The organism is Streptomyces sp. SLBN-118 (genome assembly GCF_006715635.1).
Lineage (GTDB): Bacteria > Actinomycetota > Actinomycetes > Streptomycetales > Streptomycetaceae > Streptomyces.
The window spans coordinates 3,207,817-3,220,977 of the sequence record NZ_VFNP01000002.1 but is presented as its reverse complement, the minus strand read 5'-3'; the positions used below and the strand labels follow the sequence as shown (position 1 = coordinate 3,220,977).

General features: G+C 70.2%; 13 protein-coding genes and 1 pseudogene. 8 read left to right on the top strand and 6 right to left on the bottom strand.

Annotation, left to right across the window (positions count from 1 at the left end; genetic code table 11):
- Nucleotides 1-43: 43 nt before the first annotated feature.
- Entirely contained in the window at nucleotides 44-619 is a 576-nt protein-coding gene (locus FBY35_RS33075; RefSeq protein WP_142217596.1) for a TetR/AcrR family transcriptional regulator, read from the top strand.
- A 107-nt stretch (nucleotides 620-726) separates the two neighbouring features.
- Complete coding sequence (locus FBY35_RS33070) at nucleotides 727-2,892, top strand: MMPL family transporter (protein WP_142217595.1); 2,166 nt, start codon at nucleotides 727-729, stop codon at nucleotides 2,890-2,892.
- A gap of 125 nt (nucleotides 2,893-3,017) precedes the next feature.
- On the opposite strand, the gene FBY35_RS33065 is transcribed toward FBY35_RS33070, so the two are convergent.
- Nucleotides 3,018-3,365 carry an SsgA family sporulation/cell division regulator gene (locus FBY35_RS33065; RefSeq protein ID WP_142217594.1) on the bottom strand — a complete coding sequence of 116 codons (348 nt, stop codon included), beginning with the start codon at nucleotides 3,363-3,365 and terminating at the stop codon, nucleotides 3,018-3,020.
- A gap of 156 nt (nucleotides 3,366-3,521) precedes the next feature.
- On the opposite strand from FBY35_RS33065, the gene FBY35_RS33060 reads away from it, so the two are divergent.
- From FBY35_RS33060 to FBY35_RS37590, 5 genes are read left to right on the top strand one after another with little or no spacing between them, the layout of a single operon-like run.
- Nucleotides 3,522-4,634: an energy-coupling factor ABC transporter permease gene (locus FBY35_RS33060; protein ID WP_142217593.1), complete on the top strand. Its 1,113-nt coding sequence runs from the start codon at nucleotides 3,522-3,524 to the stop codon at nucleotides 4,632-4,634.
- Between the two features lies 1 nt (nucleotide 4,635).
- Nucleotides 4,636-5,397 carry a cobalt ECF transporter T component CbiQ gene (cbiQ, locus tag FBY35_RS33055; RefSeq protein ID WP_142218300.1) on the top strand — a complete coding sequence of 254 codons (762 nt, stop codon included), beginning with the start codon at nucleotides 4,636-4,638 and terminating at the stop codon, nucleotides 5,395-5,397.
- Nucleotides 5,394-6,182: an energy-coupling factor ABC transporter ATP-binding protein gene (locus FBY35_RS33050; protein ID WP_142217592.1), complete on the top strand. Its 789-nt coding sequence runs from the start codon at nucleotides 5,394-5,396 to the stop codon at nucleotides 6,180-6,182. The genes cbiQ and FBY35_RS33050 overlap by 4 nt, the downstream gene beginning before the upstream one ends.
- A 47-nt stretch (nucleotides 6,183-6,229) precedes the next feature.
- Nucleotides 6,230-7,423, top strand: a complete 1,194-nt coding sequence (locus FBY35_RS33045) for a serine hydrolase domain-containing protein (RefSeq protein WP_142217591.1) — start codon at nucleotides 6,230-6,232, stop codon at nucleotides 7,421-7,423.
- Nucleotides 7,420-7,692: an SDR family NAD(P)-dependent oxidoreductase gene (locus FBY35_RS37590; protein WP_142217590.1), complete on the top strand. Its 273-nt coding sequence runs from the start codon at nucleotides 7,420-7,422 to the stop codon at nucleotides 7,690-7,692. Before FBY35_RS33045 ends, FBY35_RS37590 begins: the two co-directional genes overlap by 4 nt.
- On the opposite strand, the gene FBY35_RS33035 is transcribed toward FBY35_RS37590, so the two are convergent.
- From FBY35_RS33035 to FBY35_RS33025, 4 genes are read right to left on the bottom strand one after another with little or no spacing between them, the layout of a single operon-like run.
- The gene (locus FBY35_RS33035) at nucleotides 7,634-8,410 is read right to left on the bottom strand and encodes a DUF817 domain-containing protein (RefSeq protein WP_142217589.1); all 777 of its coding nucleotides are present in this window, start codon (nucleotides 8,408-8,410) and stop codon (nucleotides 7,634-7,636) included. The genes FBY35_RS37590 and FBY35_RS33035 overlap by 59 nt on opposite strands.
- A gap of 43 nt (nucleotides 8,411-8,453) precedes the next feature.
- On the bottom strand, nucleotides 8,454-9,305 hold the full coding sequence (locus FBY35_RS33030; RefSeq protein ID WP_142217588.1) for a DMT family transporter: 852 nt from the start codon (nucleotides 9,303-9,305) through the stop codon (nucleotides 8,454-8,456).
- Nucleotides 9,302-9,427: a hypothetical protein gene (locus FBY35_RS37585; protein WP_260848894.1), complete on the bottom strand. Its 126-nt coding sequence runs from the start codon at nucleotides 9,425-9,427 to the stop codon at nucleotides 9,302-9,304. Before FBY35_RS37585 ends, FBY35_RS33030 begins: the two co-directional genes overlap by 4 nt.
- A gap of 57 nt (nucleotides 9,428-9,484) precedes the next feature.
- Nucleotides 9,485-11,131: a penicillin-binding transpeptidase domain-containing protein gene (locus FBY35_RS33025; RefSeq protein ID WP_142217587.1), complete on the bottom strand. Its 1,647-nt coding sequence runs from the start codon at nucleotides 11,129-11,131 to the stop codon at nucleotides 9,485-9,487.
- Nucleotides 11,132-11,306: 175 nt separating this feature from the next.
- Here FBY35_RS33025 and FBY35_RS37580 point away from each other — a divergent pair.
- Nucleotides 11,307-11,417 (top strand): annotated as a pseudogene (locus tag FBY35_RS37580) (DNA alkylation repair protein); the annotation flags it as partial.
- Nucleotides 11,418-11,437: 20 nt separating this feature from the next.
- Here the strand turns inward: FBY35_RS37580 and FBY35_RS33015 are convergent.
- On the bottom strand, nucleotides 11,438-13,159 hold the full coding sequence (locus FBY35_RS33015) for a dolichyl-phosphate-mannose--protein mannosyltransferase (RefSeq protein ID WP_142217586.1): 1,722 nt from the start codon (nucleotides 13,157-13,159) through the stop codon (nucleotides 11,438-11,440).
- Nucleotides 13,160-13,161 lie beyond the last annotated feature (2 nt).

Sequence of the window (13,161 nt, the reverse complement as noted above, 5' to 3'; positions counted from 1 at the left end):
GAGGTGTACGAAACCGTTTCGTTCGGATGGGAGGAGGTCGACCATGACAGTACGCAGCCGGCTCACGCCCGAGCGCGAGGCAGAGCTGTACGAAGCCGTGCTCGACCTGCTGCGCGAGGTCGGCTACGACGCCCTGACGATGGACGCCGTCGCCGCCCGGACCCGGTCCAGCAAGGCCACGCTCTACCGCCAGTGGCGGAGCAAGCCGGAACTGGTCGTCACGGCGATGCGGCACAACCAGCCGGTGAACGTCGCCGACATCGACACCGGCACTCTGCGTGGCGACTTTCACGCCATGGTGGAGCGCACCGACGACTGTCAGATGGAGAAGGACTCCGCGCTGATGCGGGGTCTGGCCCAGGCCATTCATGGCAACCCCGATCTCCACCGCGCCCTGCGCGAGCTGCTGATCGAGCCCGAGATCACCGGACTCGACACGCTGCTGCGGCGGGCCGTGGAAAGGGGTGAGGTCAGCGTGGACAACCGCGCACTCGACTTCGTCCCGCACATGCTGGTCGGCGCCTTCGTCGCCCGGCAGCTGATCGAGGACCGGGACCCCGACCGGATCTTCCTCACCGACTACCTGGACGCCGTGGTCCTCCCCGCCCTCGGCCTCTGACGCACAGACCTCCCCGCACCACCCAGCACCACCCTGACGCGCAACCGCTCTCGTCGTCGGGCCGGCTCCCCATGCCCTGTTCACCTCACAAACGGGAGTACGCCCTCGTGGCCACGTTCCTCTACAAACTCGGGCGGTCCGCCTTCCGGCGCCGCCGACTCGTCGCCCTGCTGTGGGTGGCGCTGCTGGTGCTCGCCGGAGTCGGCGCGGCCTCCGCGTCCACCGCCGCCTCGTCGTCGTTCTCGATGCCGGGAACGGAGGCGCAGAAGGCCTTCGACCTGCTGGAAGAGCGCTTCCCCGGAGCCAGCCCCGACGGGGCGACCGCGCGGGTCGTCTTCAAGGCGCCCGACGGCCGCAAGATGACCGAACCGGCCAACAAGGCCGAGGTGAACAAGGCGGTCACCGCGCTGAAGGCCGGCTCCGACCAGGTGGCTTCCGTCAACGACCCGTTCGCCGCCAAGGCCGTCTCCCAGGATGGCGGCACGGCGTACATATCGGTCACGTACAAGGTCAGCGGGATGGAGCTGACCGACAAGACGCGTGAGGCGCTGAAGGAGACCGGCGACCATGCGCGCGAGAGCGGGCTGACCGTCGAGATCGGCGGCGACGCGCTGCAGGCCGCCCCGGAGACCGGGTCGGGCGAGATCATCGGTGTCTCCATCGCCGCGGTCGTCCTCGTCATCACCTTCGGCTCGCTGGTCGCCGCCGGACTTCCGCTGCTCACCGCGATCATCGGCGTCGGCATCGGGATCTCGACGATCACCGCGCTGGCGAACGTCCTCGACCTGGGCTCCACCACGTCGACGCTCGCGACGATGATCGGCCTCGCGGTCGGCATCGACTACGCGCTCTTCATCGTCTCCCGCTACCGCGCCGAACTCGCCGAGGGCCGCGAACGTGAGGAAGCCGCAGGCCGGGCTGTGGGGACCGCCGGTTCCGCGGTCGTCTTCGCGGGCCTGACCGTGGTGATCGCGCTCGTCGGCCTCGCCGTCGTCAACATCCCGATGCTCACCAAGATGGGCTTCGCGGCCGCCGGCACGGTCGTGATCGCGGTCCTGATCGCTCTTACCCTGATACCCGCGCTGCTCGGCTTCGCCGGCAAGCGGGTGCTCGGCCGCAAGGTCCGCAAGGGCAAGGAGACGAGCGACAAGCCGAACATGGGCACCCGCTGGTCCCGTTTCGTCCTGCGCCGCCCGATCACCGTGCTGCTCGCCGGTGTGGTGGGCCTCGGCGCGATGGCGATACCGGCAGCCTCGCTCGAGCTGGGCCTGCCCGACGACGGCTCCCAGCCGGTCAGCACCACGCAGCGCAAGGCGTACGACCTGCTGTCCGACGGCTTCGGCCCAGGCTTCAACGGCCCGCTGCTGGTCGTCGTCGACGGCGACAAGGGCACGGCCGACCGCACGGTCAAGCACATCAAGGGTCTCGACGGCGTCGTGGCCGTGACCCCGCCGACCCTCAACAAGTCCGGCGACACCGCGATGATCACGGTCGTACCGAAGGACAGGCCGTCCTCGCTCGAGACCGAGGACCTCGTCCACTCCATCAGGGACGGCAGCGGCGACGACGTGCTGGTCACCGGCGCGACGGCGATGAACATCGACTTCTCGCAGAGGATGAACGACGCGCTGCTGCCCTATCTCGCGCTCGTGGTCGGACTCGCCTTCCTGCTGCTGATGGTGGTCTTCCGCTCGGTCCTGGTCCCGCTGAAGGCGGCCCTCGGCTTCCTGCTCTCGGTCGTCGCGGCGCTCGGCGCGGTCGTCGCCGTCTTCCAGTGGGGCCGGCTCGGCTCGCTGTTCGGCGTGGAGCAGACCGGCCCGATCATGTCGATGATGCCGATCTTCATGGTGGGCGTCGTCTTCGGTCTGGCCATGGACTACGAGGTCTTCCTGGTCACCCGCATGCGTGAGGCGTACGTCCACGGTCAGCGGCCCGGCGAGGCGATCGTCACCGGTTTCAAGCACGGGGCGCGTGTGGTCACGGCTGCGGCCGTGATCATGATCGCGGTCTTCTCCGGCTTCATCGGCTCCAGTGACCAGATGATCAAGATGATCGGCTTCGGCCTCGCGATCGCGGTCTTCTTCGACGCTTTCGTGGTCCGGATGGCGATCGTGCCCGCGGTCCTCGCGCTGCTCGGCCACAAGGCGTGGTGGCTGCCGCGCTGGCTGGACCGGGTGCTGCCCAATGTGGATGTCGAGGGCGAGAAGCTGCACAAGGAACTCGCGGGCAGCCGCGAGGACCCGGACGAGGAGCGCGAGCTGGCGCGCGTCTAGGTGCCGGAGATGGCATCAAAGTAGCGTCGTCCGCCTGAAGACCGGGCGCAGGCGGGTTGACGACGCTGCCTGGCGACGAAGCTCCTGGGACGGAGCCACGTCGCGGCAGTCGATGGCCGCAGTCATCACCCGGTGGTGGTGGGTGCGGCCATCGCGTATGTGTGCCGAAGGAAGCGGGCCAGCACCTTCGAATCGAACTGAACCACCGCTACGCCGTCCGGGGTATGGAACTCCACCACCGTCTGGACGCGGCCGCACGGCCAGACCTCGATGTCGCCCTTGCGAGTGGGGGCGCGCAGCCCCGTTTCCAGCAGCTCGCGCGGGAAGCTCCAGGCGCGGCCGCTGGGGAACGCGAAGCACACGGCTTGCGGGTCCTCGTCGGGGTCGTAGCCCAGTACGACCTGGACGGTGCGGTTCTGCGGAGCGTCAGTGACGATCCGGGCCGATGCATGATCTTCGACGACTGCGGACATCGAACGACTCCTCACACTCGCCCTCTTTGTCATCTAATGTCCCATATTTTGGGCCTGAAACTCGACCTTCATTTGTGACAGACCCGCTCTTGCAAGTCGTTTGCAACAAGGCTCTATCATTGAACAGTTATTCATCTGTCCGAAGCGGAGTCCGACATGCATGTCCCCGACGGATTCATCAACGCCCCGGTCTCGGTGGGGGCCGGAGTCGTGGCCGCCGGTGCGGTCGCCGTCAGCCTGCGTGGCGCCCGCCGTGAGCTCGGGGGTACCTCCCATGCCGAAGGCCATGGGGGAGAGCGCACGGCGCCGCTGGCCGGTCTGGTCGCCGCGTTCATCTTTGCCGTGCAGATGCTGAACTTCCCCGTCGCCGTCGGCACCAGCGGTCATCTGCTGGGCGGGGCGCTCGCCGCGATCCTCGTCGGTCCGTACACCGGCGTGCTCTGCCTGTCCGTCGTGCTCCTGATGCAGGGCATCCTCTTCGCGGACGGCGGTCTCACCGCGCTCGGCGTGAACATCACCGTCATGGGTGTGGTCACCGTCGTCGTCGCCTACGCGCTCTTCCGCGGCCTGGTCAGGGTGCTGCCTCGCGGGCGCCGTGCGATCGCCGCCGCCTCCTTCGCCGCGGCGCTGATCTCCGTGCCCGCCGCGGCCACCGTCTTCACCGTCATCTACGCAATCGGAGGGACCACCGACGTCCCCGTCGGCAAGGTGCTGACCGCGATGGTCGGCGTCCATGTCCTGATCGGCATCGGCGAGGCCCTGATCACGATGCTCACGGTCGGCGCGGTCGTCGCCGTCCGGCCGGACCTCGTCCACGGGGCCCGGGGCCTGGCCGCCCCTCTCAAGCTGCGCGTCGGCGGCGAGCTGGTGGACGCCCCGGTCGCCGCCCGGCCCGTGCCCGTCGCCGCCCTCCCCCACAGCCTTCGGCGTGGGAGGTACCCCCACCCCCGCGCGGTCTGGGCGACGGGCCTGGTCACCGCCCTCGTCCTTGCGGGCTTCGGCTCCTTCTACGCCTCCTCAAGCCCCGACGGCCTGGAGAAGGTCGCCGCGGACAAGGGCATCGACAGACACGTCGAGGAACACGCCGCCAAGGACTCCCCGCTCGCCGACTACGGCGTCAAGGACATCTCCGACGCCCGGCTCTCGGGAGGCCTGGCGGGCGTGATCGGCGTCGGTGTCACCGTCGTCGCTGGCACGGGCATCGTCTGGTCGGTCCGCCGCCGCCGTACGACGCATGCCGACCCCACCCGCGTACCGGAAGCCGTCTGACATGGGCGCGGGCCACACCCACAAGCTCTACCGGCACGGCCACTCACCGGTCCATGACCTGCCCCCGCACTGCAAGCTCACCGCCGTCCTCTGCTTCGTCCTGGTCGTGGTCCTGACGCCGCGCGAGGCCGTCTGGGCCTTCGCCCTGTACGCGGTGCTGCTCATCGCGGTCGCTGCCCTGGCCCGTATCCCCGCCGGGTTTCTGCTGCGACGCCTGCTGATCGAGATCCCGTTCGTGGCGTTCGCGGTCCTGATGCCCTTCGTCGTCCCGGGCGAGCAGGTGCAGGTGCTGGGCCTGTCGGTGAGCGTCCCCGGACTCTGGGGCGCCTGGAACGTCCTGGCCAAGGGCACGCTCGGCGTCGCCGCCTCCGTGATCCTCGCCTCGACTACCGAGCTGCGCGCCCTTTTGCTCGGTCTGCAACGGCTCAGACTGCCGCCGATGCTCGTCCAGATCGCGTCCTTCATGATCCGTTACGGCGATGTCATCACGGACGAGATGCGCCGGATGTCGATCGCCCGCAGGTCGCGCGGCTTCGAGGCGCGCGGCATCCGTCACTGGGGCGTCCTCGGCAAATCCGCGGGTGCCCTGTTCATCCGCTCCTACGAGCGCGGGGAGCGCGTGCATCTGGCGATGGTGAGCCGGGGGTACACGGGCACCATGCCGGTCATCGACGAGGTGACCGCGAGCCGCGCGCAGTGGACGTACGCCGCCGCACTCCCGCTCACCGCCCTCGCGGTCTGTCTGCTTGGCTGGACCCTATGACCACCGCATCTCTCGAGGTCAGCGGCCTCGCCTACGCCTACCCCGACGGCCACCAGGCCCTGTTCGGGGTCGACCTGACCGTGGACCGCGGCGAGCGGGTGGCCCTGCTCGGGCCCAACGGCGCGGGCAAGACCACGCTCGTCCTGCACCTCAACGGCATCCTGACCGGCGGCGTGGGCTCGGTGACGGTCGCCGGCCTCCCGGTCGCCAGGGCGAACCTCGCGGAGATCCGCCGGCGGGTCGGCATCGTCTTCCAGGACCCGGACGACCAGCTGTTCATGCCGACGGTCCGCGAGGACGTGGCCTTCGGCCCCGCGGCGGCGGGCATCCGCGGACCGGAGCTGGAGGCACGGGTCGTCTCCGCGCTGACCCAGGTCGGCATGGCGGAGTTCGCGGACCGGCCGCCGCACCATCTCTCCTTCGGGCAGCGGCGCCGGGTCGCAGTCGCCACGGTGCTCGCGATGGAGCCCGAGATCCTCGTACTGGACGAGCCCTCGTCCAACCTCGACCCGGCATCCAGGCGCGAACTGGCCGACATCCTGAGGTCGTTGGACGTCACGGTGCTGATGGTCACGCACGATCTCCCGTACGCGCTGGAGCTGTGCCCGCGCGCGGTGATCCTCAGCGAGGGCGTGATCGCGGCGGACGGTCCCACGCAGGAACTGCTGAGCGACGAAGAGCTGATGCGCGCGCACCGTCTGGAGCTGCCGTTCGGCTTCAACCCGCAGTCCGTGGTCCCCGTGACGCCACCCCGTCACGGCTCGGCGCCCTCGCGATTGTCTTGAGCTGACCTGCCAGTCACCTTGTCGGTACCACGTTGCACCATGGGGGCATGAGCGGGAGCGGCAGAACAGGCGCGGTGGACGTCCGGGGCACGGTGGCGGAAGGCTTCGAGCCGGTCATGGACGCCTTCGTGCGCAACTTCGAACAGCGGGGCGAGCGCGGTGCGGCCGTCGCCGTCTACCGGGACGGGCGCAAGGTCGTCGACCTGTGGGCCGGGTCCCGCGACGTGGACGGCGAGGACCCCTGGGCCCTGGACACCGCCCAGATCGTCCGCTCCGTGACCAAGGGCGTCGCCGCGGCCGTCGTCCTCCTGCTCCACCAGCGCGGGCAGATCGACCTGGATGCCCCGGTCGGCACGTACTGGCCCGAGTTCAAGGCGGCGGGCAAGGAACGCGTCCTCGTACGCCAGTTGCTCTCGCACCGCGCCGGGCTGCCCGCCCTCGACCGCCCGCTCATCCCGGCCCGGGCGGCCGACGCGGTGAGCGGACCGGCCGCGATCGCCGCGCAGCGCCCCGCCTGGGAGCCGGGCACCGACCACGGCTACCACGCCCAGAGCTACAGCTGGCTGCTCGGCGAACTGGTCCGCCGCGTCACCGGCCGCACCATCGGCCGCTGGGTCGCCGAGGAGATCGCCCGCCCGCTCGGCCTGGACTTCTGGATCGGCCTGCCGCAGGACGAGGCGCACCGGGTCGGCCGGATCGGCCCGGTCGCCGAGCCCGCCACGGCGGCCGGCGGCGGGCTCACCCTGCGCCCCAAGCCCGCCGTCGCCGAGGCCTACCGCAACCCCGAATCCCTCACCCGGCGCGCCTTCGGGGCGATCGACCCGCTGCCCGACGAGAACGACCCCGCCTACCGCGCCGCCGAACTTCCCGCCTCCAACGGCATATCCACCGCCCGCGCCCTCGCCCGCTTCTACGCCGCCACGATCGGCGAGGTCGAAGGCGGCGTCCCCCGCCTCTTCGCCCCGGCCACCCTCACCCTCGCCCGCACCGAGGAATCCGTCGGCCCCGACCGCGTCCTGATCGTCCCCACCCGCCTCGGCCTCGGCTTCATGCTCCACGGCCCCGCCTGCCCCCTGCTCGGCCCCGGCTCCTTCGGCCACCCCGGCCGCGGCGGCTCGCTCGGCTTCGCCGACCCCGAGTCGGGCGTCGCGCTCGGTTATGTAACCAACGGGCTGCGCAAGGGGGTTACGGCCGATCCCCGCGCCCAGGCACTGATCAGGGCGGTACGTTCGGCGCTATGAGCGGCGCGACGAGCCGTTTCGAGGGGTACGGCGTACTGATCACGGGCGCGGGGCGCGGCATCGGCGAGGCGACCGCGCGACGGCTCGCGGCCGAAGGCGCCCGCGTTCTGGTCACCGACGTGGACGCGGACGACGCTGCGGGTGGACGGGGGACTGCTGGCGGTGAACTCGGCGTTCATGCAGGTCGTCGAGGGCGAGTGAACCCACGCCCTAGGACAGTTGGGGTGTCCGGCGGCGCTGCCCGGCCGCCAGGACGAAGGTCACGGTGATCAGCAGCGCCCATGCCCCGAACTTCGCCACGGACACCGGCTGCCAGCCGCCGAGCTGGTCCGGATAGCTCCATGCGCCCGCGTACGTCGCGATGTTCTCCGCGATCCAGAGGAAGAACCCGATGAGCACGAACGACAGGGCGAGCGGCATGCGGTGGTGCCGCGCTCCCACCCGGTACCGCACCCAGGTCCCGGCGGTGGCGCACACGAGCAGAGCGGCCAGCGCCCAGCGGAGGTCGGGCAGCCAGTGGTGGCTGAAGAAGTTCACATAGACCGCACCGGCGATCGCCGCCATCATCCGGGGCCGGTAGCCGTCCAGGCGCAGGTCGAACAGGTGCCAGGCCCGGCAGACGTAGCTGCCCACGGCCGCATACAGAAATCCGCCGTACAGCGGCACGCCCGCGACCTTCGTCAGTGCCTGTTCCGGGTAGCTCCAGGAGCCCATCCGTACCTTGACCAGCTCGAAGATCAGCCCGATCAGATGGCACCCGGCGATCACAGCGGTGTCGCGGGCGCTGTCCCACCCCACCTTCCTGGCGAGAGCCGCGAGCAGGACCCCGTACACCAGCACCAGGTCGTAGCGGGCAATCGGCAGGTCGTCGGGCAGCAGGCGCGAGACCGCTATGCCGCCGACGAGCGCGAACGCGAACACGCAGCAGCGGGCCTGCAGCCAGCCGAAGCGGAGCAGCTGATGTGCCCGGTGCGAGATCATCCCCATGCCGGAAGGGACGCCTGGAACGCCCCGCGTGGTTCGACGAGCGTCAGCTCGCCCGCAGCATCAGTCCGATCCCCACCACCATCAGGCCGGCCGCCGCGATTCTCGGGCCGCCGAAGCGTTCCTTGAAGAACAGCGCTCCGATCGCCGCTCCCACGATGATCGACGACTCGCGCAGCGCCGCCACCGGCGCCAGCGGCGCGCGGGTCTGCGCCCACAGAACCAGCCCGTACGCCGCGACCGAGAGCGCCGCGCCGAGCAGCCCGCGGGCCGCGTACGGGCGCAACCGGGCCGACAGCGCGCCCCGGTGGACATAGAACGTGTACGCCGGGATCGCCGTCCCCTCCAGGATCATCAGCCAGGCGATATAGCCGAGCGGCGTCCCCGAGGCGCGTACGCCGACACCGTCCACGACCGTGTACGCGGCGATGGACAGACCGGTCGCCAGCGCGGCCAGCAGCGCGGGCCAGTGCGGACGGGCGCCCGAGCCCTTCATGCCCCACAGGGCCACGCCCACCAGGCCGGCCGATGCGATGACGACACCGGCCAGCTGCCAGGCGCTGAGGCTCTCGCCGACGAACAGCACCGCGAGCACGGTCACGACCAGCGGCGCAGTACCGCGTGCGATCGGATACATCTGGCCGAAGTCGCCCAGGCTGAACGAGCGCATCAGCAGCGCCTGATAGCCGATGTGGAGCAACGCGGAGGCGATGAGGCAGGGCCAGGCGGCCGCGGCGGGCAGCGGCGTGAAGCAGGCGAGCACGGCCCCGATCACGGTGCCGCCGCCGGCGATCAGTGTGAACGCGACCATCTGGTCCTTGATGGTGTGCGCGATGGCGTTCCAACTGGCGTGCGTGACGGCGGCCACGAGGACCGCGAGGGCGACGAGAAGAGTCACGCCGTGCGCTCGCGTACATCCACCTGCGTGCCGCCCGCGTGCGCGATCAGTGTCCCGGCGATCCGCAGCTCGCGAAGCACCTCCGCGTAACAGAGAGAGGCGTCGGTGTCGTGAGTTCTCATGGCCCGCACGCTAGCGGTAGTTGTACGGGCCATGCGAGCGGCTTTCGACCGATCTGCTCAGCGGGCGCGCAACACCTGCGCGACCACCGGCCCTGCCGCGTCGCCGCCGTGCCCGCCCGACTGCACGACCGCCGCGGCCGCCAGATCGTCGGCGTACCCGGTGAACCAGCTGTTGGACTTGCCCTGGCCGTCCACCTCCGCCGAGCCGGTCTTCGCGCCCTTGTCGCCGCCGACGCCGGACAGGGCGGCCGCGCCCGTGCCGTACTGCGCGGTGGCGCGCATCATCTCGCGCAGCGCCCGCGCGATGGAGTCCGGAAGCGGCTGCGCCGTTGCCAGTTCGCGGTTGTCGAGGGACTGCGGGACGATCACCGGCTGGTGGAAGGCGCCGTTCTTGGCGGTGGCGGTGATGGAGGCCATGTTGAGCGCGTTCATGGCGACCTTGCCCTGCCCGATGTACGAGGCGGCGGTCTCCGCGCCCGAGGACTCCGGCACGCTGCCGTCGACGGAGACGACGCCCGTCTGCCAGTCGAGGCCGATCCCGAAGTACTTGCGTGCGGTCTCGCCCAGTGCGCGGCCGGCGATGCCGCGCTTGTTCAGCGGCTTGACCGCCTTGATGAAGGCGGTGTTGCAGGACCGGCTGAAGCTGTCCTTGAACGTGCCGCCGGGAATCTTGAAGTCGTCGAGATTGTGGAAGGTGACGCCTTCCCACGTGACGGTCGGCGGACACTGCACCTTCGTACTCGGCCCGTCGACGACGCCGTTGTCCATCATCATCGTCGAGCTCACGATCTTCAGCGTGGAGCCGGGTGCCTGGGCGCCCATCATCGCCGTGTTGTAGCCGTCGGCGGGGCTGTTGGCGACGGCCCGGATCTCGCCCGTACTGGGCTTGACGGCGACGACCGACGCATGCCCGTACTGCTTCACGGCCTTCTCCGCGGCGGCCTGCACATCCGCGTCCAGCGTGGTGGGCAGCCTGCCCTCCTTGCCCTTGGTCAGGGTCAGCAGGGTCTGGTCGGGCGTGGCCGGATCGCCGGACGAGATGACCAGCTCGACACCGGCCGTCCCGCCCGCGGTCTCGCCGTACTTCTTGCGGAGCGAGTCAAGGACGGGCCCGAGCGAGGGGTACTTCTCCTTCGTCAGCTCCCGCCCCTTGCGGTCCAGGGCCTTGATCGGCGGGGCCGCGGCCTGGTCCGTCTTGAGCGTGGTGCCCTTTGTCAGCTTGGGATGCACGACGGCGGGCACCCAGTCGACCAGCGCCCGCCCGGTGGTCAGCCCGCGCACGACGGTAAGCTCGGAGGCGTACGACCAGGGCTTGCTCTGCCCGTCGTACGTCACCGTCGCCTTGACGGTGAACGGCACCTTCGCGCCGACCGCCGCACCCGGTGTGATCACGGCCGCGGACACATGTGCCTGATCGCGATACCCGGCAAGCGACGGCCCCGCCTCGGCGGCGTTGTTGGTGAGCTGCGCGGCCTCCGGAGCATTCCCGCCCGCCCAGGCCGCGAGGAAGTCCTTGGCGGTCTTGTCGATCTCCTCGGCACTGAGCGGCCCGCTCTTCTTGGGCGCGGAGGCGGACTTGGTGTCGTTCCCGCCACCGCCGTGGTCGGTCAGCCCGTTGAACAGGTTGTAGCCCCCGTAGCCCACGCCACCGGCGACGACCAGGAATACGCCGCCGACGACGGCGACTTTCGCTCCACTGCGCATGCTGCAGTCCCCTCCCCAGGAGTCCAAGCACTCTACGGGACAGGAGTGACAGCAGCGCCGGCCGTTATCGGACCGCGACGCTCGGGCGCGGGCGGCAACACCGCGGCCCCGCACCTTCGGGGGGTGCGGGGCGCCCGCACCCAGCGCTCCGCGCCCTCAGGCTCGGCGCGAACCGGAGCTGCGCCTTGCCCGGTCAGCCGATCCGGATCCGGTGGTCGCGAGTGCCGGCCGGGCGCTGACCACCGAACGCGTGACGAAGAAGCCCGAAGGCCTCGACCTGGCAGGAGGGGGCGGCCGTCGTCCCTGCTAGACCCAGCTGTCCAGCCACATCCGGTTCCGCCAGTCCTCCACCGGGATCGGCGTCCCCGTGTACAGCGGGTAGAAGTAGATGAAGTTCCAGATGATCAGCAGCACCAGCACACCCGCGCCGATCGCCCCGATCGCCCGTCTGCGTTCGTCCGATCCCGGTGGGCCCAGCATCGCGCCGATCATCATCGCCACCGCCAGGCACAGGAACGGCACGAACACGACCGCGTAGAACAGGAAGATCGTGCGCTCCTGGTAGAAGAACCACGGCACCCAGCCCGCCGCGATCCCGCAGGCGATGGCGCCCGCGCGCCAGTCGCGGCGGAAGAACCAGCGCCACAGGATGTAGCAGACCGCGAAACAGGCCGCCCACCACAACAGCGGTGTGCCCAGCGCCAGGACCTCCGCCGCGCACTTGTCCGCCGCGTCCGCCGGGCAGCCCTGCGTGCCCGCCTTCGGGTCCTCGTAGTAGTACGAGACCGGGCGGCCCAGGACGATCCAGCTCCACGGGTTGGACTGGTAGGTGTGGCCGGAGGTCAGGTTGACGTGGAACTCGTAGACCTCGTTCTCGTAGTGCCACAGGCTGCGCAGCCAGTCCGGCAGCCATGTCCAGTTGCCGCCCCTGCCGTCCTTCTGGGCCCAGTCCCTGAAGTAGCCCTTGTCGGTGACGATCCAGCCGGTCCAGGTCGCGATGTACGTCACGATCGCGACCGGCACCGTCGAGACGAACGCCGGTACGACGTCCTTCCTGAGCACCGCCCGGTACGGCTGCACCGCGCCCGCCGTCCGGCGGGCGCCGACGTCCCACAGGACCGTCATCAGGCAGAACGCGACCATCACATACAGGCCGTTCCACTTGGTGCCCGCGGCAAGTCCCAGCATCAGGCCCGCCGCCAGGCGCCAGGGGCGCCAGCCGAGGCGCAGGGTCTCCGCGATCGTGGCGTCCGGCCGCAGGATCCCCTCCTCGTCCGTCGGCAGCGCCGCCGCGAGTCTCCTGCGGGCCCAGTCGCGGTCGATGACCAGACACCCGAAGGCCGCGAGCACGAAGAACATCAGCACCTGGTCGAGCAGCGCCGTGCGGCTCATCACGAAGTGCAGGCCGTCGAAGGCGAGCAGCGTTCCGGCCACGCAGCCCAGGAGCGTCGAGCGGAACAGCCTCCTGCCGATGCGGCAGAGCATCAGCACCGACAGCGTGCCGAGCAGGAAGACCATGAACCGCCAGCCGAACGGGTTGAACCCGAAGAAGTGCTCGCCGAGGCCGATGACCCATTTGCCGACCGGCGGATGCACCACATACCCGGGGGCGGTGGGGACCGGGACGCTGGACGGGTCGGCCAGGATCTGTTTGTCGATGTCCTTCGGCCAGCTGCCCTCGTACCCCTGGTTGATCAGGGCCCAGGCGTCCTTGGCGTAGTACGTCTCGTCGAATATCACCGCATCCGGCTTGCCGAGGTTCCACAGCCGCAGCACGCCCGCGACGATCGCCACCAGCAGCGGTCCGCCCCAGGCCGCCCAGCGCAGCAGCCTGTCCGCGAACGCCGGCGGGATGCCGAACACCTGCCACACGCGCTCGGAGGGGCGGGTGTACGGCGGCACCAGGCGCTCGTGCAGCCCGATCACCGGCCTGGGCGTGTAGCCGAATCTGCGCAGCCGTTGCTGCCAGCCTGAGGGCTGCTGATCGGCGTCCTTGCCCTGAAGGGTCCGTGGCGCGGTACTGGTCACCG

Bases quoted from the DNA above. Each gene is read 5' to 3' on its own strand.
- FBY35_RS33050 (WP_142217592.1), top strand. From the start codon at position 5,394: ATGACCACCGCATCTCTCGAGGTCAGCGGCCTCGCCTACGCCTACCCC.
- FBY35_RS37585 (WP_260848894.1), bottom strand. From the start codon at position 9,427: ATGAGAACTCACGACACCGACGCCTCTCTCTGTTACGCGGAGGTGCTT.
- FBY35_RS33060 (WP_142217593.1), top strand. From the start codon at position 3,522: ATGCATGTCCCCGACGGATTCATCAACGCCCCGGTCTCGGTGGGGGCC.
- FBY35_RS33065 (WP_142217594.1), bottom strand. From the start codon at position 3,365: ATGTCCGCAGTCGTCGAAGATCATGCATCGGCCCGGATCGTCACTGAC.
- FBY35_RS33035 (WP_142217589.1), bottom strand. From the start codon at position 8,410: ATGGGGATGATCTCGCACCGGGCACATCAGCTGCTCCGCTTCGGCTGG.
- FBY35_RS33075 (WP_142217596.1), top strand. From the start codon at position 44: ATGACAGTACGCAGCCGGCTCACGCCCGAGCGCGAGGCAGAGCTGTAC.
- cbiQ (WP_142218300.1), top strand. From the start codon at position 4,636: ATGGGCGCGGGCCACACCCACAAGCTCTACCGGCACGGCCACTCACCG.
- FBY35_RS33025 (WP_142217587.1), bottom strand. From the start codon at position 11,131: ATGCGCAGTGGAGCGAAAGTCGCCGTCGTCGGCGGCGTATTCCTGGTC.
- FBY35_RS33045 (WP_142217591.1), top strand. From the start codon at position 6,230: ATGAGCGGGAGCGGCAGAACAGGCGCGGTGGACGTCCGGGGCACGGTG.
- FBY35_RS37590 (WP_142217590.1), top strand. From the start codon at position 7,420: ATGAGCGGCGCGACGAGCCGTTTCGAGGGGTACGGCGTACTGATCACG.